This is a genomic window from Limnohabitans sp., assembly GCF_034680285.1.
GTDB lineage: Bacteria > Pseudomonadota > Gammaproteobacteria > Burkholderiales > Burkholderiaceae_C > Limnohabitans_A.
On sequence record NZ_JAXITC010000003.1, the window covers coordinates 75,955 to 97,450 of the forward strand.

General features: G+C 60.0%; 26 protein-coding genes. 8 read left to right on the forward strand and 18 right to left on the reverse strand.

The features are described 5' to 3' along the window. The first annotated feature begins 36 nt into the window (after positions 1-36). Together glnL and ntrC are read left to right on the forward strand one after the other, a co-directional pair. Positions 37-1,101 carry a nitrogen regulation protein NR(II) gene (gene glnL / locus SWE17_RS03650; protein ID WP_322991772.1) on the forward strand — a complete coding sequence of 355 codons (1,065 nt, stop codon included), beginning with the start codon at positions 37-39 and terminating at the stop codon, positions 1,099-1,101. 36 nt (positions 1,102-1,137) lie between these two features. Beyond that, positions 1,138-2,724 (forward strand): nitrogen regulation protein NR(I), encoded by a 1,587-nt coding sequence (ntrC, locus tag SWE17_RS03655; RefSeq protein ID WP_322991930.1) that lies wholly within the window; start codon positions 1,138-1,140, stop codon positions 2,722-2,724. Positions 2,725-2,743: 19 nt separating this feature from the next. Here the strand turns inward: ntrC and SWE17_RS03660 are convergent, their stop codons facing one another. After that, positions 2,744-3,034, reverse strand: a complete 291-nt coding sequence (locus tag SWE17_RS03660; protein WP_100174100.1) for a 2Fe-2S iron-sulfur cluster-binding protein — start codon at positions 3,032-3,034, stop codon at positions 2,744-2,746. Between the two features lie 122 nt (positions 3,035-3,156). On the opposite strand from SWE17_RS03660, the gene SWE17_RS03665 reads away from it, so the two are divergent. Beyond that, positions 3,157-4,053, forward strand: coding sequence for a DMT family transporter (locus SWE17_RS03665; protein WP_322991773.1), 897 nt, complete (start codon positions 3,157-3,159; stop codon positions 4,051-4,053). 4 nt (positions 4,054-4,057) lie between these two features. Here the strand turns inward: SWE17_RS03665 and SWE17_RS03670 are convergent, their stop codons facing one another. The 4 genes from SWE17_RS03670 to SWE17_RS03685 form a co-directional block, all read right to left on the reverse strand. Then, positions 4,058-4,756: an RluA family pseudouridine synthase gene (locus SWE17_RS03670; RefSeq protein WP_322991774.1), complete on the reverse strand. Its 699-nt coding sequence runs from the start codon at positions 4,754-4,756 to the stop codon at positions 4,058-4,060. 40 nt (positions 4,757-4,796) lie between these two features. Then, positions 4,797-4,937 (reverse strand): hypothetical protein, encoded by a 141-nt coding sequence (locus SWE17_RS03675; RefSeq protein WP_019427071.1) that lies wholly within the window; start codon positions 4,935-4,937, stop codon positions 4,797-4,799. A 124-nt stretch (positions 4,938-5,061) separates the two neighbouring features. Then, positions 5,062-5,700: an NAD(P)H-dependent oxidoreductase gene (locus tag SWE17_RS03680; protein ID WP_322991775.1), complete on the reverse strand. Its 639-nt coding sequence runs from the start codon at positions 5,698-5,700 to the stop codon at positions 5,062-5,064. An 88-nt stretch (positions 5,701-5,788) separates the two neighbouring features. Beyond that, positions 5,789-6,325: a pseudouridine synthase gene (locus tag SWE17_RS03685; protein ID WP_322991776.1), complete on the reverse strand. Its 537-nt coding sequence runs from the start codon at positions 6,323-6,325 to the stop codon at positions 5,789-5,791. A gap of 60 nt (positions 6,326-6,385) precedes the next feature. On the opposite strand from SWE17_RS03685, the gene SWE17_RS03690 reads away from it, so the two are divergent. Then, positions 6,386-7,108 (forward strand): SOS response-associated peptidase, encoded by a 723-nt coding sequence (locus tag SWE17_RS03690; protein WP_322991777.1) that lies wholly within the window; start codon positions 6,386-6,388, stop codon positions 7,106-7,108. Positions 7,109-7,117: 9 nt separating this feature from the next. Here the strand turns inward: SWE17_RS03690 and SWE17_RS03695 are convergent, their stop codons facing one another. The 7 genes from SWE17_RS03695 to SWE17_RS03725 form a co-directional block, all read right to left on the reverse strand. Continuing rightward, entirely contained in the window at positions 7,118-7,597 is a 480-nt protein-coding gene (locus SWE17_RS03695; RefSeq protein ID WP_322991778.1) for an SRPBCC family protein, read from the reverse strand. Between the two features lie 25 nt (positions 7,598-7,622). Then, positions 7,623-8,249, reverse strand: a complete 627-nt coding sequence (locus tag SWE17_RS03700; RefSeq protein WP_322991779.1) for a pyridoxamine 5'-phosphate oxidase family protein — start codon at positions 8,247-8,249, stop codon at positions 7,623-7,625. A gap of 53 nt (positions 8,250-8,302) precedes the next feature. Further along, the gene (locus tag SWE17_RS03705) at positions 8,303-8,509 is read right to left on the reverse strand and encodes a DUF86 domain-containing protein (RefSeq protein WP_322991780.1); all 207 of its coding nucleotides are present in this window, start codon (positions 8,507-8,509) and stop codon (positions 8,303-8,305) included. A 127-nt stretch (positions 8,510-8,636) separates the two neighbouring features. Beyond that, positions 8,637-8,945: a nucleotidyltransferase family protein gene (locus SWE17_RS03710; RefSeq protein ID WP_322991781.1), complete on the reverse strand. Its 309-nt coding sequence runs from the start codon at positions 8,943-8,945 to the stop codon at positions 8,637-8,639. A 69-nt stretch (positions 8,946-9,014) separates the two neighbouring features. After that, entirely contained in the window at positions 9,015-9,227 is a 213-nt protein-coding gene (locus SWE17_RS03715; protein ID WP_322991782.1) for a DUF924 family protein, read from the reverse strand. Continuing rightward, complete coding sequence (locus SWE17_RS03720) at positions 9,157-9,372, reverse strand: DUF924 family protein (RefSeq protein ID WP_322991783.1); 216 nt, start codon at positions 9,370-9,372, stop codon at positions 9,157-9,159. The genes SWE17_RS03715 and SWE17_RS03720 overlap by 71 nt, the downstream gene beginning before the upstream one ends. A 212-nt stretch (positions 9,373-9,584) precedes the next feature. Further along, the gene (locus SWE17_RS03725) at positions 9,585-10,235 is read right to left on the reverse strand and encodes a TetR/AcrR family transcriptional regulator (RefSeq protein WP_322991784.1); all 651 of its coding nucleotides are present in this window, start codon (positions 10,233-10,235) and stop codon (positions 9,585-9,587) included. Between the two features lie 53 nt (positions 10,236-10,288). Between SWE17_RS03725 and SWE17_RS03730 the strand changes: the two genes are divergently transcribed. After that, positions 10,289-10,639 carry a hypothetical protein gene (locus tag SWE17_RS03730; RefSeq protein ID WP_322991785.1) on the forward strand — a complete coding sequence of 117 codons (351 nt, stop codon included), beginning with the start codon at positions 10,289-10,291 and terminating at the stop codon, positions 10,637-10,639. A 115-nt stretch (positions 10,640-10,754) separates the two neighbouring features. On the opposite strand, the gene SWE17_RS03735 is transcribed toward SWE17_RS03730, so the two are convergent. Beyond that, entirely contained in the window at positions 10,755-12,602 is a 1,848-nt protein-coding gene (locus tag SWE17_RS03735) for a glutamine--tRNA ligase/YqeY domain fusion protein (protein ID WP_322991931.1), read from the reverse strand. A 235-nt stretch (positions 12,603-12,837) separates the two neighbouring features. On the opposite strand from SWE17_RS03735, the gene SWE17_RS03740 reads away from it, so the two are divergent. Further along, entirely contained in the window at positions 12,838-14,049 is a 1,212-nt protein-coding gene (locus tag SWE17_RS03740; RefSeq protein ID WP_322991786.1) for an MFS transporter, read from the forward strand. Here the strand turns inward: SWE17_RS03740 and SWE17_RS03745 are convergent. After that, a complete protein-coding gene (locus SWE17_RS03745) occupies positions 14,042-15,268 on the reverse strand; it encodes a cytochrome-c peroxidase (protein ID WP_322991787.1) in 1,227 nt (408 codons plus the stop codon). The genes SWE17_RS03740 and SWE17_RS03745 overlap by 8 nt on opposite strands. 234 nt (positions 15,269-15,502) lie before the next feature. Here SWE17_RS03745 and SWE17_RS03750 point away from each other — a divergent pair, with 234 nt between their 5' ends. Beyond that, complete coding sequence (locus SWE17_RS03750; protein ID WP_322991788.1) at positions 15,503-15,862, forward strand: hypothetical protein; 360 nt, start codon at positions 15,503-15,505, stop codon at positions 15,860-15,862. Between the two features lie 40 nt (positions 15,863-15,902). On the opposite strand, the gene SWE17_RS03755 is transcribed toward SWE17_RS03750, so the two are convergent. Further along, the gene (locus SWE17_RS03755; protein WP_322991789.1) at positions 15,903-16,316 is read right to left on the reverse strand and encodes a DUF2306 domain-containing protein; all 414 of its coding nucleotides are present in this window, start codon (positions 16,314-16,316) and stop codon (positions 15,903-15,905) included. 74 nt (positions 16,317-16,390) lie between these two features. On the opposite strand from SWE17_RS03755, the gene SWE17_RS03760 reads away from it, so the two are divergent. Beyond that, positions 16,391-17,215 carry an undecaprenyl-diphosphate phosphatase gene (locus SWE17_RS03760; RefSeq protein ID WP_322991790.1) on the forward strand — a complete coding sequence of 275 codons (825 nt, stop codon included), beginning with the start codon at positions 16,391-16,393 and terminating at the stop codon, positions 17,213-17,215. Here SWE17_RS03760 and SWE17_RS03765 read toward each other — a convergent pair whose 3' ends face one another. The 3 genes from SWE17_RS03765 to mutS are packed head-to-tail and all read right to left on the reverse strand — an operon-like array spanning position 17,216 to position 21,494. Then, complete coding sequence (locus tag SWE17_RS03765) at positions 17,216-18,019, reverse strand: alpha/beta hydrolase (protein WP_322991791.1); 804 nt, start codon at positions 18,017-18,019, stop codon at positions 17,216-17,218. After that, positions 18,019-18,846: a proteasome-type protease gene (locus tag SWE17_RS03770; protein WP_322991792.1), complete on the reverse strand. Its 828-nt coding sequence runs from the start codon at positions 18,844-18,846 to the stop codon at positions 18,019-18,021. The genes SWE17_RS03765 and SWE17_RS03770 overlap by 1 nt, the downstream gene beginning before the upstream one ends. An 11-nt stretch (positions 18,847-18,857) precedes the next feature. Beyond that, positions 18,858-21,494: a DNA mismatch repair protein MutS gene (gene mutS / locus SWE17_RS03775; RefSeq protein WP_322991793.1), complete on the reverse strand. Its 2,637-nt coding sequence runs from the start codon at positions 21,492-21,494 to the stop codon at positions 18,858-18,860. Positions 21,495-21,496: the final 2 nt, after the last annotated feature.

Sequence of the window (21,496 nt, forward strand, 5' to 3'; positions counted from 1 at the left end):
ACCTAAAGCCCCCACAGAGCCCACATAGCCCCGCACATGACCCCGCCCATTTCCAGATTCCAGGCCTTCGACTTGCTGGCCACGCCTGTGGCCGTGCTGCAAGGCCAAGGGCGCGTGCGCTTTGTGAACGCTGCGCTCGAAGATGCTTTGGGCATGTCGAGGCGCACGCTTTACGACACGCATCTGCCCGATTACTTTCTTGACCCGCAGCCTTTGGTCACCGCTTTGGTGGGGGCACAGTCGAACGAATTTGCAGCGTTGCGCTACGAAGCCCAACTGCGCCGCTTGCACCACGAAGACACCTTGCCTGTGCATGTGATCGTGGCCCCGTCAGACCAAGCCGATGAGGTGATCGTCGAGCTGCTGCCTGTAGAGCAGCAAACCCGCCAAGAGCGCGAGGAGCGCTTGTTGGAGCAGGCCCAAGCCAACAAAGAGCTGATCCGCAATCTGGCGCACGAGATCAAGAACCCGCTGGGCGGCATTCGCGGGTCCGCCCAGTTGCTCGAGATGGAGCTGAACGACAAAGAGTTGACCGAATACACCCAGGTCATCATCCACGAAGCCGACCGCCTGCAAACCCTGGTGGACCGCCTGCTGGCCCCGCACCGCAGGCCCCATGTGGTGGGCGATGTGAACATCCACGAGGTATGCGAGCGCGTGCGGGCCCTGATCCTGGCCGAATTCCCCAAGGGCCTGAAAGTGGTGCGCGACTACGACATCTCGATTCCGGAGTTTCGCGGCGACCGCGAGCAACTGATTCAGGCCGTGCTCAACATCTCACACAACGCCGCGCAGGCTTTGCACGAGCGCATCGCGCAAGGCGATGCACAGATTACATTCCGAAGCCGAATCTTGAGGCAAGTCACATTCGGCAAGCAGCGTTACCGCCTGGCACTGGAATTGCATGTGATGGACAACGGGCCTGGTGTTCCAGACTCGATCAAGGACCGCATTTTCTTCCCGTTGATCTCGGGGCGCGAAGGCGGCTCCGGCTTGGGACTGACATTGGCGCAAACCTTTGTGCAACAGCACCACGGCATGATCGAATGCGACAGCGAGCCCGGCCGTACGGATTTCAAAATTTTGATTCCGTTGCCCTGATAGCACATGCCTGTGAACACTGAAAGCGTTACGTTGATGAAGCCGATCTGGATCGTAGACGATGACCAATCCATTCGCTTTGTGCTTGAAAAAGCACTCTTGCGCGAAGGCCTGCCCACGCGCAGCTTCACCAATCCGCGCGAAGTCTTGAAGGCGCTGGACACCGAGAGCGAAGCCGATGGCCCGCAGGTGTTGGTGAGCGACATCCGCATGCCGGGCGGCTCGGGGCTGGACTTGCTGGCCACCATCAAGCAGCGCATGCCCGGTTTGCCGGTCATCATCATGACCGCGTTTTCTGATCTGGACAGTGCCGTGTCGGCCTTCTCCAGCGGGGCTTTCGAGTACTTGCCCAAACCGTTCGATCTGCCCAAAGCGGTGGAGCTGATCCGCCGCGCCGTGGGTGAGAGCCAACGCGAAGACGTGGCCGAAGAAAAAATGGAAGACGCGCCCGAAATGCTGGGCCAAGCGCCCGCCATGCAGGACGTTTTTCGCGGCATTGGCCGTTTGGCGCAAAGCCACGTCACGGTGCTCATCACGGGCGAATCCGGTTCAGGTAAAGAGCTGGTGGCGCACGCGCTGCACAAACACTCGCCGCGTGCCAACCAACCCTTTGTGGCCATCAACACGGCTGCCATTCCCAAAGATTTGCTGGAGAGCGAACTCTTTGGCCACGAGCGTGGTGCCTTCACGGGCGCTCAAGCCTCACGCCGAGGCCGCTTTGAGCAGGCCGACGGCGGCACGCTGTTTCTGGACGAAATCGGCGACATGCCCTTTGACTTGCAAACCCGCTTGCTGCGCGTGCTGTCCGATGGCCACTTCTATCGGGTAGGCGGGCACAGTGCCGTCAAGGCCAATGTGCGCGTGATTGCTGCGACCCACCAGGATTTGGAGCAGCGTGTCAAGGAAGGCATCTTCCGAGAAGACCTTTACCACCGCCTCAATGTGATCCGTTTGCGTTTGCCCGCCTTGCGTGAGCGGCGCGAAGACGTGCCCGTGTTGGCGCGGTACTTTTTGCAACGCAGCGCACAGCAATTGGGTGTCGAGCCCAAGCGCATCGCCGACGCTGCGCTCGATCGCTTGAGCCATTTCCAGTTCCCAGGCAACGTGCGCCAGCTGGAAAACATTTGCCACTGGTTGACCGTGATGGCCCCCGCGCAGGTGATCGAAGTCAAAGACCTGCCGACCGAAGTGCTGGCCCAGCCAGCAGGCGCGATTGCTGCGACTTTGCCTGTGTCTATGCCTTTCTCCGCTTTGTCGTCTGGCGCAGGTGGGGCCATGGTCGAGGCGCTTGGCCATGCGGATGCAGCCCTTGTCAACGACGGTGGTGGCGATGCCATGCCTTTGGCTGTCAATGGTGCGCTGGATGTGCACGGCATGACCACCACAGCCGTGCCCACATCTGTGTCGATGTGGGAGTCGGGGCTGGAGCAAGAGGCGCTGGCTTTGCTCAACGCTGGCCGCACCGACGTGTGGGACGTGCTCACCCGCCGCTTTGAAACCAGCTTGATCCAGTCCGCGTTGGCCACAACGCGGGGCCGCCGCATCGAAGCGGCTCAAAAACTGGGCATCGGTCGCAACACCATCACCCGAAAAATCCAAGAGCTGGGCATCGACGACGCCTGATGCTGGGGCAGGCCCGCGTTCAGGCGAAGGGGTCTTGCAGCACCACGTCGCTGAGGGGCCTGGCCACGCAGGGCAGCACGCAGCCCTCGGCTTTTTCTTCGGCGGTCAGGCCGGGCCATTCCATCTCATAGTGCACCTGGCCGGAGACCAGCTGGCCAATGCAGGTGCGGCAAGTGCCCGATCGGCAGGAACTGGGCCACTGCAGGCCGCCTTGTTCCAGCGAGTCGAGCAAGCTCTGCGTTTTCCAGGCGTCGAAGCTGCCGCCATCGGGCGCGATGCGGGCATTGAAAAAAGGAATTTCTGGGGACATGGTGGGCGAGTGTAGTGGCTCTGGCCCGGAGGGGGCGACGCGCTTGCACGGATTTGCCTTGCGTGACAGCTTGGGACGCCAGTGTGTGCCAAGATGGCCATTCATCGAAAATTTTGCCACCCGTGAGTCACCCACCCCAACAACCTCAACCCTCCAGCCGTGCTTGGCTGCAGCCCGGCATCCTCTTTGCCGTGTTGGCCATGGCCAGCCTGAGCTTCAGCGACGCCACCAGCAAATGGGTCATGGTCAGTGTCACCCCTGTGATGGTGCTGTGGTTTCGCTACGCGGTGCAGGCTGTGGGCACTGCGGTGGTGCTGGCCCCGGTGCGGGGCCGGGCCATGTGGCGCACACACAGCCTGCGCTGGCAGCTGCTGCGTGGCTTGCTCATGGTGTCGTGCAGTTTGTTGGCTTTTTATTGTCTGCAGCGCATGCCGGTGGCCGAGTTCACCGCCACCGTCATGCTCACACCCTTGGTGCTCACGGCGCTGGCCCGCTTTGTCATGAAAGAGCAGGTCTCGCCGCTGCGCTGGCTCATGGTGGTGGGCGGGCTGATCGGGGCCCTGTTGGTCATCCGCCCGGGTGGGCAGGTCGACAGCTCGGTCGGCTGGATGGCGCTCACGGTGGTGGTGACTTATGCCGTGTTTCAGGCTGTGACCAGCCACATGACCCGCACCGAAGACCCGGCCGTGATGCAGCTCTACACAGGCTGGGTGGGTTGGGCGGTGAGCACGCTGCTGGTGTTCAACGCCTGGGTCACGCCACAAAGCCTGACCGAATGGGCCTTGCTGCTTTTGGTGGGCCTGGCCGCCACGCTGGGGCAATACCTCTTGATCGTGGCTTTTTCCAAAGCCCCTGCTTCGGTGGTCTCGCCATTCCTTTACACCGGGGTCGCCTTTTCGACGGTGATGGGCTGGTGGCTGTTTGACCACATCCCGGACGCGCTGGCCTTCACGGGCATGGGCCTGGTGGTGCTGTGTGGTGTGGTGGCGGGCCGCATCAAGGGCGCAGCCCAGGCTTGATCACTCAGGGCTGGGGTTGATGAACGGCCAAGTACGGCGATAGGGCAGACCACTCGACCGGGGCCTTGAACGCCAAAGCTTGCTCGGTGAAGGGGTGCACAAAAGCCAGCTCTTGCGCGTGCAGCAGCAAGCGGGGGCTCAGCGCCTTGATGTTCGGCGGCGCGTACAGCGAGTCGCCCAGCATGGGGTGGCCAATGCTTTGCATGTGCACGCGCAGCTGGTGCGTGCGGCCCGTGACGGGTTCGAGCTCGATCAGGCTGGCGCTGAAATTGTCGCTGTGGCTGCTTTGCAGGGCACGCCAGCGGCTGCGGCTGGCTTTGCCGTCAGGGTGAATGATGTGCAGCGGGCGGCGCTCCCAGTCGAGCAGGATGGGGCCGTCGATCGTGCGCCAGCCGTCTTCGTCGGGCAGTTCGGCCGCTTGGGTTTGTTCTGGTTGCCCTGCGACCACCGCCACGTAGCGTTTTTTGACTTGGCGTGTTTCAAACAACTTGCTGAAGCGGCGCTGGGCTTCAATGCCCCGGGCCATGAGCAGCAGGCCCGATGTGTCTTGGTCCAAGCGGTGAACGATCAGGGCTTCGGGGTAACGGTCTTGCACCCGTTTGGACAGGCAATCCTGCTTTTCTGGGCCGCGACCGGGCACCGACAACAAGCCGCTGGGTTTTTCCAGCACCAGCAGGTGCTCGTCTTCGTGGATCGGGATCATGCAGGGCGGGCCAAGCAATCACGTTGCTTGGCCGAAAAAATCACTTGTCTTTGACTTTGCCGCGAGGTGCCACAAAGGTGGACGGGGCCATGGGGCGGTCTGAGGTGAACGTCTTGGGGGGCGACGTGTCTTTCTTTGGCTTCTTGGCCATTTTGTTGCTGCGTTGTTCGCCTTTGGCCATGTTGGTTCCTTGGATAGACATCCCGGTTTGGGAAGCCCTTGATGTTAAAGCACAAAGCCGCAGAATCTGCGGCTTTGTGGGGGTGCTGCACCTGACGCTCCAAGAGCGGCAGGTGTGCTGCGCCTTATTTGACTTCGGTCACAAACTGCGCGGTGGGGCGGCGCACTTTTTTCAGGTTCGCCAACCAGTCGCCTTCGGCGGCGCGGTAACCCAGGGGCACGATCACCACGCTGCGCAAGCCGCGAGCGCTCAGGCCCAAGATTTCGTCGACGGCTTTGGGGTCAAAGCCTTCCATGGGCGTGGCGTCCACTTCTTCGAAAGCGGCGGCGATCAAAGAAGCGCCCAAGCCGATGTAGGCCTGACGTGCGGCGTGCTCGAAGTTCACTTCTGGCGTGCGGGCCGGGTAGTTCTTGAGCAACATCTGGCGGTAGTTTTCCCAGCCTTCGTTGGTGCCGCCGCGTTGTGCGTTCGTCAGGTCAAACATCATGTTGATGCGATCGGCCGTGTAGTTGTCCCAAGCGGCAAACACCAAGAGGTGCGAACCGTCGGTGATCTGGGCTTGGCCCCAAGCCTTGGGCTTGATTTGCTCGCGCACGGCAGCGTTGGTCACCACGATGATTTCGAAAGGCTGCAGGCCGCTCGATGTGGGGGCCAGACGGGCGGCTTCGACGATGCGGTCGACCTTGTCTTGGGGCACGACCTTGGTCGGGTCCATTTTTTTGCAGGCGTAGCGCCATTCGAGTTTGTTCAGCAATTCAGACATGTGAAATTCCAGAGGGGTTAATTGAAAGTGTGCGGCGATTGTGGCCCAAGTGTGCCAACGCGCCTGTCGCCTTTGACAAAGCAGGGCTTCAGGCGTGGACTTCTTGCCAAGTGCTTGAGGGCAAGTCGTTCAGGTTGTAAGGCCCCACGGCGGTGCGGATCAGCCGCAGCGTTGGCAAGCCCACGGCGGCGGTCATGCGCCGCACCTGGCGGTTGCGGCCTTCTCGGATGCACAGTTCCAGCCAAGTCGTGGGAATGCTTTTGCGCTCCCGGATCGGTGGATTGCGCGGCCACAGGTCAGCAGGCGGCTGCACAACGCGGGCGCGGGCGGGCAGGGTGGGGCCGTCGTTCAGCGTCACGCCACGAGCCAAGGCGGTCAGGGCTTGGTCGGTCACGATGCCCTCGACCTGCACCAGATAGGTCTTCTCCATCTTAAAACGCGGGTCAGCAATCCTGGCCTGCAGTTGGCCGTCGTCGGTCAGCAGCAGCAAACCTTCGCTGTCGGCGTCCAGGCGCCCGGCCACATACACGCCGGGCAGGTCGATGTGGTCTATCAGCCCAGTCCAGCGCCCCTCGGGGGTGAACTGGCTCAGCACGCCATAAGGTTTGTTGAAGCGGATCAGCATGGGCATTCATCTGGGGCAAGGCAAGGGCGTGAGCGTAGCAGGTCGGTTAGCATCCCCCGCATGAGTACCCAATATGAATGCCTGAAAAGCGCCGACCTGTATGCCGAGGCCTTTGGCGTCGCCCCCACCGAAAAACTGCCCGGCAAAGAAGTCTGGCCGCGCCAGCAAGGCTTGTTCATCCGCAAAGCCTTTGTGCCCGAGCAGCCCAGCGCTGAGTCAGGAGCAGCGTCAGGAGCAGAGTCGCCAGCAGAGCCATCTGCTGAACCCGCCAGCCCGCTGGTGCTGGAGCTGGCCCAAGGCCAATTCGGGCTGGTGCCCACCTGGGTCAAGTCGGCGTCAGACGCCAAACTGCGCTCGACCAAGTTGGCGGTCACCCGTTTTGAGACCATGAGCACTTCCACCAACAGCCGCGAAGCCTGGCTCAAAGGCCAGCGCTGCATCATTCCCATGCAGGCCTTTCTGGAAGACGACTGGCGCAGCGGCAAAGGCGTGCCCACCCGCATCGCCCGCGTGGACGGAAAACCCATGGGCGTGGCCGGTTTGTGGGAGCGCTGGACGAAAGACGGCGAAGAAATCACCAGCTTCACCTTGCTGACCGTCAACGCCAACAGCCACGCGCTGATGAACCGCTATGGCCAAAACGGCAACGAAAAACGCATGCCCGCCATCTTGAACGAAGGCGCTTGGTCCGCCTGGCTGACCGCCCCGCTCGACAAAGCCCGCGAATTCATGCGGGCCTATCCGGCCAACTTGCTGCTGGCCAACCCGGTTCAGAAAAAATAAGCCGCGCTGTCAGAGCGTGGCCGCCAGAGCCGCCAGTTGATCGGTGGCAACGCCCCAGCCTTCGTGTAAGCCCATTTTGTCGTGTGACGCGCAGTCTTCGGCCGTCCAATGCTTGGCACGGGCGGTGTAGCGTGTTTTTCCGTCCTCGTCTTCAAAGGTCAACACGCAAGTAAAAAAGGGCTTGACCGAAGGCTGCCAAGCCGAGGTGTAGGCGTCGGTGAACACCAAGCGCTCGTTGGGCACCACGTCCAAATACAGGCCCCGGTTGGGCACCTCGGTGCCGTCTGGCCCTTGCATGGTGATGCAGCTGGACCCGCCTGGGCGAACATCCAACTCCGCCCGCACCGTCTTCCAGGGCGGCGGTGTGAACCATTGCACGATCAGCTCAGGCTCCGTCCAGCAACGAAACAGCTTGTGGCGCGGCACATCGATCAGGCGCGTGAGCACCAGCTCGCGGTCATCGGTAGGGGTGACAGTAGGAAACGTCATGGTTGACCTTATCGGTTGGCAGACTTCAAAGCGACTGCTGGTAGCGTCGCAGCATCTCGGCTTGAGACTCTATCTCAATCGTCTCGCCTCTGAAGGCCTGAATTTGGTCGCGCAGCATCTCACCCATGGTGGGCAGTTTGCTGCGCTCAGGGTGGCGTGATGCATCCCACAGTTGCGAGCGCATGAAGGCTTTGGCGCAATGCAGGTAAACCGAGTCCACCGTCACGCGGATCACCAACTTGGGCGTGCGCCGAGCGTCCACACAGAGCGCCAAGTCGGCCGGGTCGGTGCTCAAAACCGCTTGGCCGTTGATGCGCAAAGTCTCGTCAAAGCCCGGCACCATGAAGAGCAAACCCAAGCGCCCAGTGCTGACAACGTTCTCCAGTGTGTCCAGCCGGTTGTTGCCCGGTGAGTCGGGCACTAAGAGCGTCTGCGCGTCCAGCACCTTGACGAAACCCGGCTCACCCCCACGGGGCGAAGCATCCATGTGCCCATCCGCATTGCTGCTGGCCAAAACCACAAACGGCGACAGTGCGATGAAGCGGATCGCATGCGAGTCCAGCGACGGCATTTCTTTTTTCAGCGAACGCTCACTGGCCGGGCCGTAGAGCTGGCGCAGGGTTTCGAGGGTGGTGATGTGATGGGCTGTCATGGGGGGCTGCGGAGAGGCGAAATACCCAAATTGGGTGTACTTGAACCCAATTCTTAAGCCTGTTCGCCCAACAAAGCCTGGACAGCAGTGATCAAGCCGGGCAAGGAGTTTTGAGCAATGGTCCACACCGTGCTCGGGTTGACCGTGGCGTAGCCATGGATCAGTTGGTTGCGAAACGCCACGATTTGCGGCAAGTCGGGCAGCTGTGCGGCCATGGCAGCATCCAGTTTTGAAAGTTGATTGAGTGCTTCTCCAATCACTTAAAATTTTCGTTCAACGGCTGCTTTCACCAGTTCATTGTTTTCGTAGGCTGTAACGTCTAAACCTGTTGTGAAGGTTTGGATGGCCAACGCCGCTTCACGCACATCCCACAAAAATGCGCGAGAGTCACGCTGCATAAATCGACTCGCGGTGCTGGTTGATGCTGGCCAGCACAAAGGGGTTGCGCACCACACCGGGCTCGATCAGATCGACGCCCCGACCTAGCAGGGTTTCCAGTTCTGACTTGATGCCAAAAAAGCGGTGCAAGTCTGCAGGCGCCTCGGGTGAAAACTCCACCAAAAAGTCGGCATCGCTGCGCTCTGCGTCAAAGTCATCGGCCCGGACGGCCGAGCCGAACACCTCCAGTCGGCGGATTTGGTATCGCTGACAGATGGCCGAAATATCGGCGCGGTGTTGGGCAATGACGGGGTGCATGGGGCAAGTTTAGCGAGGTTCTGCAGCTAAGGGCAATTAGACCGATTTCAAAACAAATCCATAACGATCTTAAAACCCCGACCCCGGCTCACTCAAAAACGCCAGCTCCTCGGGCGTGGACTCGCGGTCCAAGATGGCGTTGCGGTGCGGATAGGGGCCAAAGCGCTCGATGACGGCTTGGTGGCGCTGCTCAAAGCGCAGGGTGTTTTCGTTACCCAGCTGCGCAAACAGGGCGACGGCTTGAGTGTGAACCAGGGCGGACTCGCTGTGCATGTAGGGCATGAAAGGCAACGCTGCGCTGCGCCAAGGGCAGGCTGCGGTCTTGCCCACTGGCCACCAGCTCTTGCGCCAGCGCCAAAGCGAGCGCGTCTTGCGCAAAGGCTTGTGGGGTGTCGCGGTAGACGTTGCGCGAGAACTGGTCGAGCACCAAGACCTCAGCCAAGCGCCTCTGGGGCGTGGTGCGTCAGGCAAACAACTCACACCGCGCCTACGCCGCCGCCGCCAGCATGGCCCAGCATAGGGTTCGGATGGTCTTCGTCCAAGGCCGTGTTATTGGCGAAGTGGTGCTTTGGTGTGAGTTCGGTGAAACAGAACTGGAAGATAAATTGGGAAGAAGTCGGGGTGATGGACTGGAGGTGGTTAAGGTGTATCTAATTTGGTTGGGTACATAGAGTTCGAATCCAAAAGCGAGGAAATTGCTTGGTCGATCACTTCCGGCCGAGTCCCATCGACAAGTGGTGTAGCGCTGAGCATGGCCCAGCCGTGGCACAAGGCGAGGATCTGATGTGCTACGTCTTTTGCACGAGCGTCTTGATTTGAAGTTTGAGGCAGTGCCCGAGCCACAGCCTCAATCAGATTGCTCAGCGTGGCCATGGCACGTTCACCACTCTCCTTCACAGGTTGGAAGTCCCCGCTGTGGGCACCCAACATCAGGGCGTAGTGACTGGGTTTTTCTGAGGCGATTCGCAGGTATTCACGACACAGTTGGCGAACGCGCTCAGCTGCCGGCAAGGAGTGCGGGACAGACTGCTGAGCGTTGGCCAGTGCTGTAAAGCCCTCATCAAACAGTGCTTGCAGAAGGCCATTCTTTCCGTTGTAACGGCTGTACACCTGCATGGTTGTGCAACCAGCAGCGATGGCGACACGACGGACGGTGAGTGCAGGCAGCCCCCCGGTTTCAAAGATCTGTCGTGCGGCTGTGAGCAATGCATCTGCAACGCCATCTGAACCTTCAGCGGGTGTTTGCACTTGGCTCTTTGATGGCTTAGGGATGCGTTCTTTGGGGGTCATAACGCTGTTATAGTATCAGTCATAACGTTGTTATTGACTTTGCAGGTGCTTGAATGAAAAAGATGATTCGTCTGTCTCTTCTGCTCAACATGGCGGTTCTGATCCCTGTCTGTGTGGGCTTGTTGAGCAATGCCCCTTGGGTCGAACATGGTTATGGTCCAGAAACCGCTGCACGCGGCATTTTGTTATCTATTTACGGGGCCATTTTGCTGGTATCTGCACTGTTGCTGTTTACGCACGATGTGAGGTTGGTTGCACCGTTGTTGTTGGTTCAAGTGGTCTACAAGCTGACCACGCCTTTCACGGTGGGCAACTTTGCGAATCCTGTTGTCATCAGCAACATCGTCATTGCCGTGGTTCATATGGCGACGTTGATGCTGATCCTGCGAGAACTGCGTCGTTGATGAGACACTTATGACGGTAACTGATCAATGTCCATCGCAGTCGATAGACGTTAATTTCCAAAATGAAAAGGCCAGCAAAACTCAAGCTTGCTGGCCTTTTTGCTGTCTACATGGATCACTTGCCCCAGCTGTCCTTCAAACCCGTCACCCGGTTGAACACCGGCTTCGCTCCCGCCACATGGTCCAGGCGGTCCGCCACAAAGTAGCCAAATCGCTCAAACTGGAACTTCTGGTCCGGCTGCGCCCTGGCCAATGACGGCTCCACATAAGCGGTGACGACCTTCAAGCTGTCGGGGTTGAGGCTTTGCAAGAAGTCTTTGCCGCCCGCGTCAGGATGCGCTTCGGCAAACAGGCGGTCGTACAGGCGAACCTCGGCCTTCACGCCGTCGGCCACACCCACCCAGGTGATGGCGGCTTTGGCTTTGACGCTGTCGGCGCCGGGCGTGCCGCTCTTGGTGCCGGGGATCACTTTGGCGTGCACTTCGGTCACGTTGCCCGCCGCGTCGCGTGCGCAGCCGGCGCATTCAATCACGTAGCCGCCCTTCAGTCGCACCACGTTGCCGGGGAAGAGGCGCTTGTAGCCCTTGGGCGGCACTTCTTCAAAGTCTTCGCGCTCAATCCACACTTCTTTGCCGATCAGGAAAGTGCGGTCGGCTGGCGGCGTTTGGCCCTCGGCCACGGCGCTGTGGGGCAGGGCGGGTTGGGTGCAGGCCTCGGTGTAGCCGTCGCTGCCAAAGGCCTCGGCCCAGTTGGTCAGCACGAGCTTGACGGGGTCGAGCACGGCCATGCCGCGGTGGGCTTTGTTTTCCAGGTCTTCGCGCAGGCACCCTTCGAGCGTGCTGTAGTCGATCCAGCTGTCGCTTTTGGTCACGCCAATGCGGTCGGCAAACAGGCGCAGGCTCTCAGGCGTGTAGCCCCGGCGGCGCAGGCCCACGATGGTGGGCATGCGCGGGTCGTCCCAGCCGCTGACTTTGCCTTCATTGACCAGTTGCGCCAGCTTGCGTTTGCTGGTGATCACATAGGTCAGGTTCAGGCGGGCAAATTCGTATTGTTTGGGGCTGGGCGCGGCGAGCAATTTGCACTCACACAAGCGATCCATCAGCCAGTCGTAAAACGGGCGCTGGTCTTCAAACTCCAGCGTGCAGATGCTGTGGGTGATCTGCTCCAGCGCGTCTTCGATGGGGTGGGCAAATGTGTACATCGGGTAGATGCACCATTTGTCGCCCGTGTGGTGGTGGGTGGCGCGGCGGATGCGGTAGATGGCCGGGTCGCGCAGGTTGATGTTGGGCGATGCCATGTCGATCTTGGCGCGCAGGACAGCGGCGCCGTCGGCCAGTTGGCCGTCTCGCATTTCGCGGAACCGCGCCAGGTTTTCTGCCACGGTGCGGGTGCGGAAAGGGCTGTCCACGCCGGGCTTGCCAAAGTCGCCCCGGTTGGCACGCATGTCTTCCGCGCTTTGTTCGTCCACATAGGCGTGTCCGGCTTCAATCAAGGCTTCGGCAGCGCGGTACATGAAGTCGAAGTAGTCGCTGGCCTGGTAGGGCGCGGCGCTGCAGTCCTCGGATGCGGCTGCGCCTTGTGCTTGGGCCAGCTGTGCCCAGCTAAAACCCAGCCACTTCACGGCGTCGATGATGCTGTTGACGTATTCGGTGTCTTCTTTTTCGGGGTTGGTGTCGTCAAAGCGCAGGTGGCACACGCCGCCGTATTCCTTGGCCAGCCCGAAGTTGATGCAGATGCTTTTGGCGTGGCCCACATGCAGGTAGCCGTTGGGCTCGGGCGGAAAGCGGGTGCGGATCTTGGCCGGGTCGGGTTGGCCTGCGGCGTGGTGCGCGGCGTCGCCGGGGCTGCCTGCCCAGCGGCGGTTGGCGTAGGTGCCTTTGTCCAGGTCGTTTTCGATGATCTGGCGCAGGAAGTTGCTGACTTTGTGCTCGGGCTGTGCCGCAATGGCAGGTGCAGCAGGCATTGAATGGGGGGCGTTGGGGGTCGTGTCAGTCATGTTTTGATTTTATGGGTTAGCCCCAGCTTACTTTGTGGCACCAGGCAATTTTTCTTTGCCTTTGGTGTGTTGACCAGCGGGTTCGTGGCGGGTTCTAAAATGCCCCTACGTTGGACGCCGCTTTGCTTGTTCGGCCTGCCTTGCTTAACTCGGAAGCGATTTCTCCCCAATGCTCAAAAAATTACGTTCCCGTGAGGCGGCCATGCCTTTCATCATGATCGCTGTGTTGATCGACATGGCGGCCATTGGTGTGATCGTGCCGGTATTGCCCACGCTGGTGGCCAGTTTTGCCACCGACCCGGCCGATCAGGCGTTTTGGTACGGCGTGGTAGCGGCTGCATTTGGCTTGGCCAACTTTGTCGCTTCGCCGATTTTGGGGGCCTTGTCTGACCGTTTCGGGCGCAGGCCCGTCATGTTGTTGGGCTTCATGGGTTTGGGAGTCAGCTTTTTTGGCACGGCCATGACCACTTCTTTGATGGGTTTGCTCATCGCCCGCACTTTGGGCGGTGCCATGCAGGCCAACGTGGCTGTTGCCAATGCTTATGTGGCCGACATTTCAGCCCCCGAAGAGCGCGCCAAGCGGTTTGGCTTTTTGGGCGCCATGATGGGCGTGGGTTTCATCGTCGGGCCTGTGGTGGGCGGTCTGCTGGGGGCGGTGAATTTGCATTTGCCGTTTTACCTGGCGGGCACCCTGACCCTGATCAATTTGCTTTACGGCTACTTTGTGCTGCCCGAGTCCTTGTCTGTGCACAACCGCAAGGCCTTCAGCTGGCGTTCGGCCAATCCGGCCACGTCGCTGCGCAAGTTGGGGCAACTCAAAGGCGTGGGCCCGTTGGTGGGGGTGGTGGCTTTCAGTGGTTTGGCGCAGTTTGTGTTGTACACGGTGTGGGTGCTCTACAACAGCTTTAAGTTTGGCTGGGGGCCACGCGAAAACGGCTGGTCTTTGGCCGTGGTCGGCATTGTGGCGGTGCTGGTGCAGGGGGTGTTGCTGGGGCGTTTGCTCAAGCGCTTTTTGCCCCAACAGCTGGCGATTTGGGGTTTGGTGTCCTCTGTATTGGCCTACACCTTGTGGGGCGCAGCCACCGAGGGCTGGATGATGTACGCCGTGATTGCCTTCAACTTGCTGGGCGGCACGGTGACGGCTTCGGTGCAAAGCATGATTTCATCGGCAGCCGACAGCAAAAGCCAAGGGCAAACCATGGGCGCTGTCAGTTCGCTCAACGGTCTGATGGCGGTGCTGGCGCCCTTGTTGGGCGCCCCCATGCTGGCCGTGGTGTCGCACTACCCGCAAGGCGATTGGCGCATTGGCGCACCGTTTTTCTTTTGTGCCCTGCTGCAGGTGGCGTCTTTGTATTTGGCCATCTTGCATGTGCGTCGCCATCGCCAAAGGCACGCAGCCAACTCAATCACTTGATAAACGGGCTGGCAAAGCGTGTGTCGGTGCTGAGGGTCGAGTCGGTCAACGTTTTCAAGAAGGCCACGATGTCAGCTTGATCTTGCGCAGTCATGGGGATGCCGCCGACGGGCAGTCGGTTGTCTCTGGCGGGGCCAGCTTGAATGCCTGTTGCGTAATGCGTCAACACTTGTTCCAAAGTGCTAAAGCGGCCATCGTGCATGAACCGGCCATCGAGCGCGACGTTTTTGAGCGAGGGTGATTTGAAAATCACGGTTTCATTCAAATCAAGACCATTGCTTCTGGAGTTGGGGTCCAGTGAAAAGGTGGGCGGCTGATGGCAGCCTGCACAGCCTTTGCCCCCGTTGTTCGGGCCTTGAATGAACAATGCGCGACCTCTGTCTTCGGAGGCCGTGAAGCGATCGGCTTCAGGAATGTTGTTGCCAGTCAATGATCGCCCAAAACTTTGTGGGCTGTTGACACTGCCGTTGTTGGTGTAAATCACGGCATAGGCCCGATCCCACTTGCTGTTGGCAGAGATCATGCTGCGCTGAAATTGCGCCAAGGCATTTTGAACGCGTGCCTCTGAGATCGTTTCATCGCCAAACACCCACTTGAACAATTCGGGGTAGTAAGGAAGGGCTTGCATTTTGGTGACCAGCGCACTGAAGCCGCCATGTGTCGCATCGAAACCCATCTCGATAGCGTTTTGAATCGGATCGGTCGCCTGCTCTTCGATGCTGGCGGCACGTTTGTCCCAAAACATGCGATTGCCTTGGTAGAAGGCCACATTGCCCAAGCGCATGGCGTGGGCCGTGGTCAAACCGCCTGCAAACCCCGTGCTGAATTGGGCTTGGTCGACAAAACCATTGGCTTGAACATGGCAAGAAGCGCAAGATTTGGTGTTGTTGAAACTCAAGCGTGTGTCATTGAACAACACGCGTCCCAGTGTGGCGCCTTTGTCGGTCGTGACATTGGCTGACGTTTGATTGCGCGTGGCCAACACGTTGGCATCGTAGTGGCCCAATAAGGTGGGCGACGTGTAATTGAGGGGGGCGTTCAAATCCAAAGAGGTATAGGCCTTGACACCGGGGTATGGGTCCACAGCATCAGCAGTGCTGTCTGTGCTGCTACTGCCACTTCCGCCGCAAGCGCTTAAGGCCAGAGCAACCAATAAGCAAAGACCCACCAATGGTTTTTGGATGGTCTGGTGGGTTTTTTGAATCCAATTGTTGTTCATTTTGTGCCTTGTTGAGAGCGCTGAATATAACTTTAAGGGATACACAATGTGTGAAACTTTGTAAGTTTTAGATATTTTCAAGATCAGACCCCTGCTGTCTGAATCAACACAGGTCGTCAACCTTGGTTACGAATGGAAACCATTGAGAAGGAGGCGTTGTCCACCGCAGACCGGGCTTGCGCGCTAAAGGAAGAGACGGGCCTTTGGTCAGTCAACCCTTTCTCAGGAGTCCACATGTCTACGCTGATGTTTAAAACCTGGTCTCGCAAAGCCCTGCTCATGGGCAGTTTGATGTTGGGTCTGGCCCAAGTGGGCTGTGCCCATCCCGTCATGGTCGAACCTTCGGTGGTGGTTCATTCGCGCATGGGTCATGCTCCGGTTTATGCCCAAGAGAGGGTGCCTGTGCCAGTCTGGGTCATCCCCCAGCCACGGGTGATCTATTTGCCACAGGTGTATGGTCCAGTTATTGGTTTGGAAAGGCGCAATGAACAGCGGAATGTCCATAGACATGACCGCCGAGATTGGGGTCATGATCGCCGACATCCTCCAAACGATGAGCGTGGAAGAGGTCCATGGAGTGGTGCGCGCCGCTGAGGCTCTGACACCAATTCTGAATCTCACAGGTAAAACGGCATTAAATCCAGCCCAACCAGTTCGACCAAATCAAATGCCCCAGGAAACGACTGGGCAGCAATGTGAATGCGCCCGCGACGATGCAGGCACTGATGTAGAGCCATTGCATGGTTTGACGATGCCCCCGATAATTGCCTTGACTAAGGTAAACAAATGCCCGAAACAGGCTGACCAAAGTGATGGGGACCAACAAGTGAATGAGTGTGTAGCCACTTATGTTGGGTAAGTTGAAGTCGCGGATAAACACTGCGCTCAACGCTGCTGCCAGCATGCAAGTGACCCATGCATAACCCAAGGCACGGTGCAGTTGCGGTCGCACAATTCGCCCCAGTCGCGTCCAAAGTACGAACGGTCCAATGAGTACCGCTGTGATAGCGGCACTCATGTGGATGGCGATGGTGTGTGTCATTTGCATGGTGCAAGTCTCCTTGTTTGTCGGCCTTGATCGTTAACAACCGCGATAATTGGACCAGATTGTCAGGAGTGATTGTGGATTTGATGCTGTTGCTGAAAGCCGCCGTGATGGGCGTGGTCGAAGGTCTGACCGAGTTCTTGCCGATCTCGTCCACCGGTCATTTGATTTTGGCCGGGGCCTTGTTGGGCTTTGACGATGACAAGGCCAAGGTGTTTGACATCGCCATACAGACCGGAGCGATTTTGGCCGTGATCATTGTGTATTGGCAAAAGATCAGCAGCACGGTGCGGGCCTTGCCGCGCAGCGCAGATGCCCAGCGCTTCGCCCTGAATGTGTTCATTGCTTTTGTGCCCGCAGTCCTACTGGGCCTCTTGTTTGGCAAAGCGATCAAGGCGAACTTGTTCACGCCCGAGGTGGTGGCGACCACTTTCATCATTGGTGGTTTCATCATTTTGTGGGCCGAACGGCGTCCGGTTAGTGCGGTGCGCATCCATGAGGTGGAAGACATGCGCGGTCGCGATGCCCTCAAAGTGGGCATGGTGCAGTGCCTGGCCATGATTCCGGGCACCAGCCGCAGTGGCGCGACCATCATTGGCGGCATGCTGCTGGGCATGTCGCGCAAGGCGGCGACCGACTTTTCGTTTTACTTGGCCATCCCCACGCTGATTGGCGCCGGGGCTTACAGCCTCTACAAAGACCGCGCTTTGCTGAGCATGGCCGACGCGCCGATGTTTGCGGTGGGCCTGGTGTTTTCGTTTTTGAGCGCCTGGGTGTGTGTGCGCTGGCTGCTCAAGTTCATTTCGACCAACAGCTTCGAGGTGTTTGCTTGGTACCGGATCGTCTTTGGCCTGGTGGTGCTGGGCACCAGTTACAGCGGCTTGGTGACCTGGGCTGCTTGATCAAGCGCCCATATTGCGCAGCGATGCCTCAATTGTTGCGGCTGTGGCGATGGGTTTTTCCATCGGAAACAGGTGTGTGCCGTCAAGCATCATCACGCGACCTTTGACGACCTTGTGGGTCAGGTCGATGCCGGCTTGACGCATTTCGCGCGAGTGCGTGCCGCCGATGAAAGCGGCGGGGCATTTGAGGGGGTGGCGCTTGAGCAGGCTGTCGAGTTTGTGCGGCAGGCCGTTGTAAATGGCGGTCTCCACGTCGCGGTCAAAACTCAAAACCCGTCGCCCACCTTCGTCGTGTGTGCCGTGTTCGATGTAATCGCGCAAGACCTGCGGGTCCCATCGGGCAAAAGACTTTTTTTGCTGGAAACTCTCTAATGCCGCTTGGGCATCGGGCCAGTGGTTGCGCCGTTTTTGGCTGATGCGACCCGGCGACAGGGAGCCAATCAGCGGTGTGCGCTTGGCCAAGCCCAAGGTGGTGGCGCGCCAGCCACCGATCACAGGCGAGTCAATCAACAAGACACCGCGTGCCAGCTCGGGGTGGCGTGCGGCGCACATCAAACTCAAAATACCACCCAATGAGTGACCCACCAAGAAGGCGGGTTCGCCGTCGCCTTGCTGAGCCTTGGCAAAGTCGGCCAGCTGCTGGACCAAGTGGGGCCAGTTGTTGGTGGCCGGGTATTGCGGATCGTGCCCAAACATCTCCACCGCGCCCACTTGGAAGCCGCGCTGGCGCAGGTTGTTGAACATCACCTTGTAGGTGCTGGCCGGAAAGCTGTTGCCATGAGAAAAGATGATGCGGGCGCTCATCAGATCAATTTCTCTTCAGGCGTCGTGATTTTCTTGAGCAAGGCATTGCGCTGGGCAGACACCATGAGCGGGATGTCGGTCGCGCCGCCGTTCCACATGGGGTCTTCGATGCTGTCGAACATTTGGCGCAGTTTGTCGCCCCAGCTGGTGCGCAGCATTTTGAAATACGGGTTGTGCTCGTCGATGCACATGATGCGGTCGGTCTGCAGGCTGCCCGCTTGGTACACCACCATGTCCAGCGGCAGACCCACCGACAGGTTGGATTTGAGGGTCGAGTCCATCGACACCAGGGCGCATTTGGCCGCTTCGTCCAGCGGGGTGTTGGGGGTGATGACGCGGTCGAGAACGGGCTTGCCGTATTTGGATTCACCGATCTGGAAGTAGGGCGTCTCATCGGTCGCTTCGATGAAGTTGCCGGGCGAGTACACCTGAAACAGGCGCATGCCTTCGCCGCCGATTTGGCCGCCAAAAATCATGGACACGTTGAACTCCACACCCGAGGCGCGCAGCGCTGCAGCGTCGCGCTCGTACACGCGGCGCACGGCCGCGCCCAGCACGCGGGTGGCGTCGAACATGCTCTTGGCGTTCCAGATGGTCAGTGGCTCGTCTTGCCCGGGCTCGACCAGTTTTTCGATCTGCAGCACTTCGCGCACCGATTGCGAGATGCTCAGGTTGCCCGCCGACAGCAAGGTCATGAAGCGGTCGCCCGCTTTTTCATAGACGATCATTTTGCGGAAGGTGCTGATCTGGTCCAGGCCCGCGTTGGTGCGGGAGTCGGACAAGAACACCAGTCCGGCGCGGGTTTTGACGGCAACGCAATAAGTCATGTGGGGGCTCTTTAACTTTTGGGCAGCAAGCGCTGCAGGGCATAGAGGGCGTCGAGCGCTTCGCGGGGGCTGAGCGCATCGGGGTTGATTTGGGCCAGCGCCGCTTCTACAGGCGAGGGGCCTGCGGCTTCGGCTTCGGGTGGGGCTGCAAACAAGTCCACCTGCTGACGGCTTTCAGTAGCCCCAGCCTCGAGTGCGCTGAGCGCATGGCGGGCGTGGTTGAGCACAGCGGCAGGCATGCCCGCCAGGCGCGCCACCTGCACACCATAGCTTTTGCTGGCCGGGCCGGGCTGCAACTCGTGTAAGAACACAATCGACGCGCCCGATTCGGCGGCGCTCACATGCATGTTGACGGCCGCCGTGTGCGTGGCTGGGAACTCGGTCAGCTCAAAGTAGTGTGTGGCAAACAAGGCAAAGGCCTGCGTTTTGTTGTGCAGGTGCGTGGCGATGCCGCTGGCCAGAGCCAAGCCGTCAAAAGTCGAGGTGCCGCGCCCGATCTCATCCATCAGCACCAGGCTGTGCGGCGTGGCGCTGTGCAAAATTTGCGCGGCTTCGGTCATCTCCAGCATGAAGGTCGATTGGGCGTTGGCCAGATCGTCGGCCGCGCCGATGCGGGTGTGGATGGCGTCAATCGGCCCCAGGCGACAACGGCTGGCGGGCACATGGCTGCCGATGCTGGCCAGCAGCACGATCAGCGCAACTTGGCGCATGTAGGTCGATTTACCGCCCATGTTGGGGCCGGTGATGATCTGCAGGCGCTGCTTGGTGCCCAGCACCGTGTCGTTGGCGATGAAGCTCGCACCCGACATCTGAGCCAGCCGCGCCTCGACCACCGGGTGGCGGCCTTGGCGGATTTCGATGCAGGGCTCTTTGGTGAATTCGGGGGCACACCAGTTCAGGGTGAGCGAGCGCTCGGTCAGGGCGCACAGCACGTCCAGGCTGGCCATGGCCTGCGCCAAAGCGGTGAGCGCGGCCACAAAGGGCTGCAACTGGTCGAGCACGCCTTCGTAGAGCCACTTCTCGCGGGCCAAGGCGCGCTCTTGCGCCGATAGGGCTTTGTCTTCAAAGGTTTTGAGCTCGGGCGTGATGAAGCGCTCGGCGTTTTTCAGAGTCTGGCGACGGCGGTAGTCGTCGGGCACTTTGTCCAGTTGCCCTTGTGTGACTTCGATGTAAAAGCCGTGCACTTTGTTGAACTGCACCCGCAGGTTGGCGATGCCGGTGCGCTCTTTTTCTCGGGTCTCGAGGTCAAGCAAGAAGGCATCGCAGTTGGTCTGGATGCCGCGCAGCTCGTCCAGCTCGGCGTCCAGCCCGTCGGCGATCACACCGCCGTCGCGCACCAAGGCGGACGGCTCTTCGAGCAAGGCCATGTGCAGCAGCTCGGCGCAGTTTGTGGGCGGTGTGAGCCAGCGGGCCATGCCCGCCAGCAAGCTGCCGGTCTCGGGGTTCAGTGCTTGCAGTTGCACAGACAGCGCGGCCGCACGCGCCAGCGCATGGCGCAGGGCCACCAGCTCGCGCGGGCGCACCTGGCGCAGCGCGGTGCGTGCGGTGATGCGTTCCACGTCGCTCGCGCCTTTGAGCTGTTCGCGCAGGCTGTTCCACGGACCCGCGCCGCTGTCGCCATGCAACACGGCTTGGGCTTGCAGGCGTTGCTGTGCCACCTGTCGGTCACGCGGCGGGCTGAGCAGCCAGCTTTTGAGCAGGCGGCTGCCCATGCCCGTCATGCAGGTGTCGAGCAGGGCAAACAAAGTGGGGGAATCGGCAGCGCTTTCGCCGCGCAGGGTTTGCGTCAGCTCCAGGTTGCGACGTGTGCTGGCGGGCAGGTCAATGAGCGCGTCAGAGCGCTGCACCTGCACCCGCTGCACATGGGGCAGGCTGCGACCTTGGGTGTGTTCAGCGTAGGTGAGCAGCGCAGCGGCTGCGGCGTGGGCGTCGCTCAGGGCGTCGGCGCTCCAGGCGGCGAGTGACGCGGCCTGCAGTTGTTCGAGCAGCTTGCGTTGGCCCAAGCCTGCGTCAAACTGGAAATCCGGCCGGAGGGCAAAAGACCAGCTGCCCCGGCCTGCGGTTTTGAGGCTGCGCAGTTTTTGTTCAAAAGTGGGCGTCATGCCCGCGCTGGCCAGTAATTCGCTGGGGGCGATGCGGTCGATCCAGTCGGCCAGCTCGTCCTGAGCGCATTCGGCCAAATGCACCACGCCTTGTGTGACGCTGAGCCAAGACAGGCCGCAGCGGTTTTTGCCCGCTTGGTGCACGGCCAGCAAAATCGCTTCACTCTTGTCGGACAGCAGCTCGGTATCGGTCAGGGTGCCTGGGGTGACCACCCTGACTACTTTGCGCTCTACCGGGCCTTTGGATGTGGCTACATCGCCCACTTGCTCGCAAATGGCCACCGATTCGCCGAGCTTGATCAAGCGGGCGAGGTAGGTTTCCATGGAATGGAAGGGCACGCCCGCCATGAGGACGGGCTGCCCGGCCGACTGGCCACGGCGTGTCAGGGTGATGTCGAGCAGGCCAGCGGCTTTTTCGGCGTCCGCAAAGAACAACTCGTAAAAGTCGCCCATGCGGTAGAACACCAGCGTGTCAGGAAACTCCGCCTTGATGCCCAAGTACTGGGCCATCATGGGGGTGTGGGCACTCAGGTCGAGCGCTGACATGA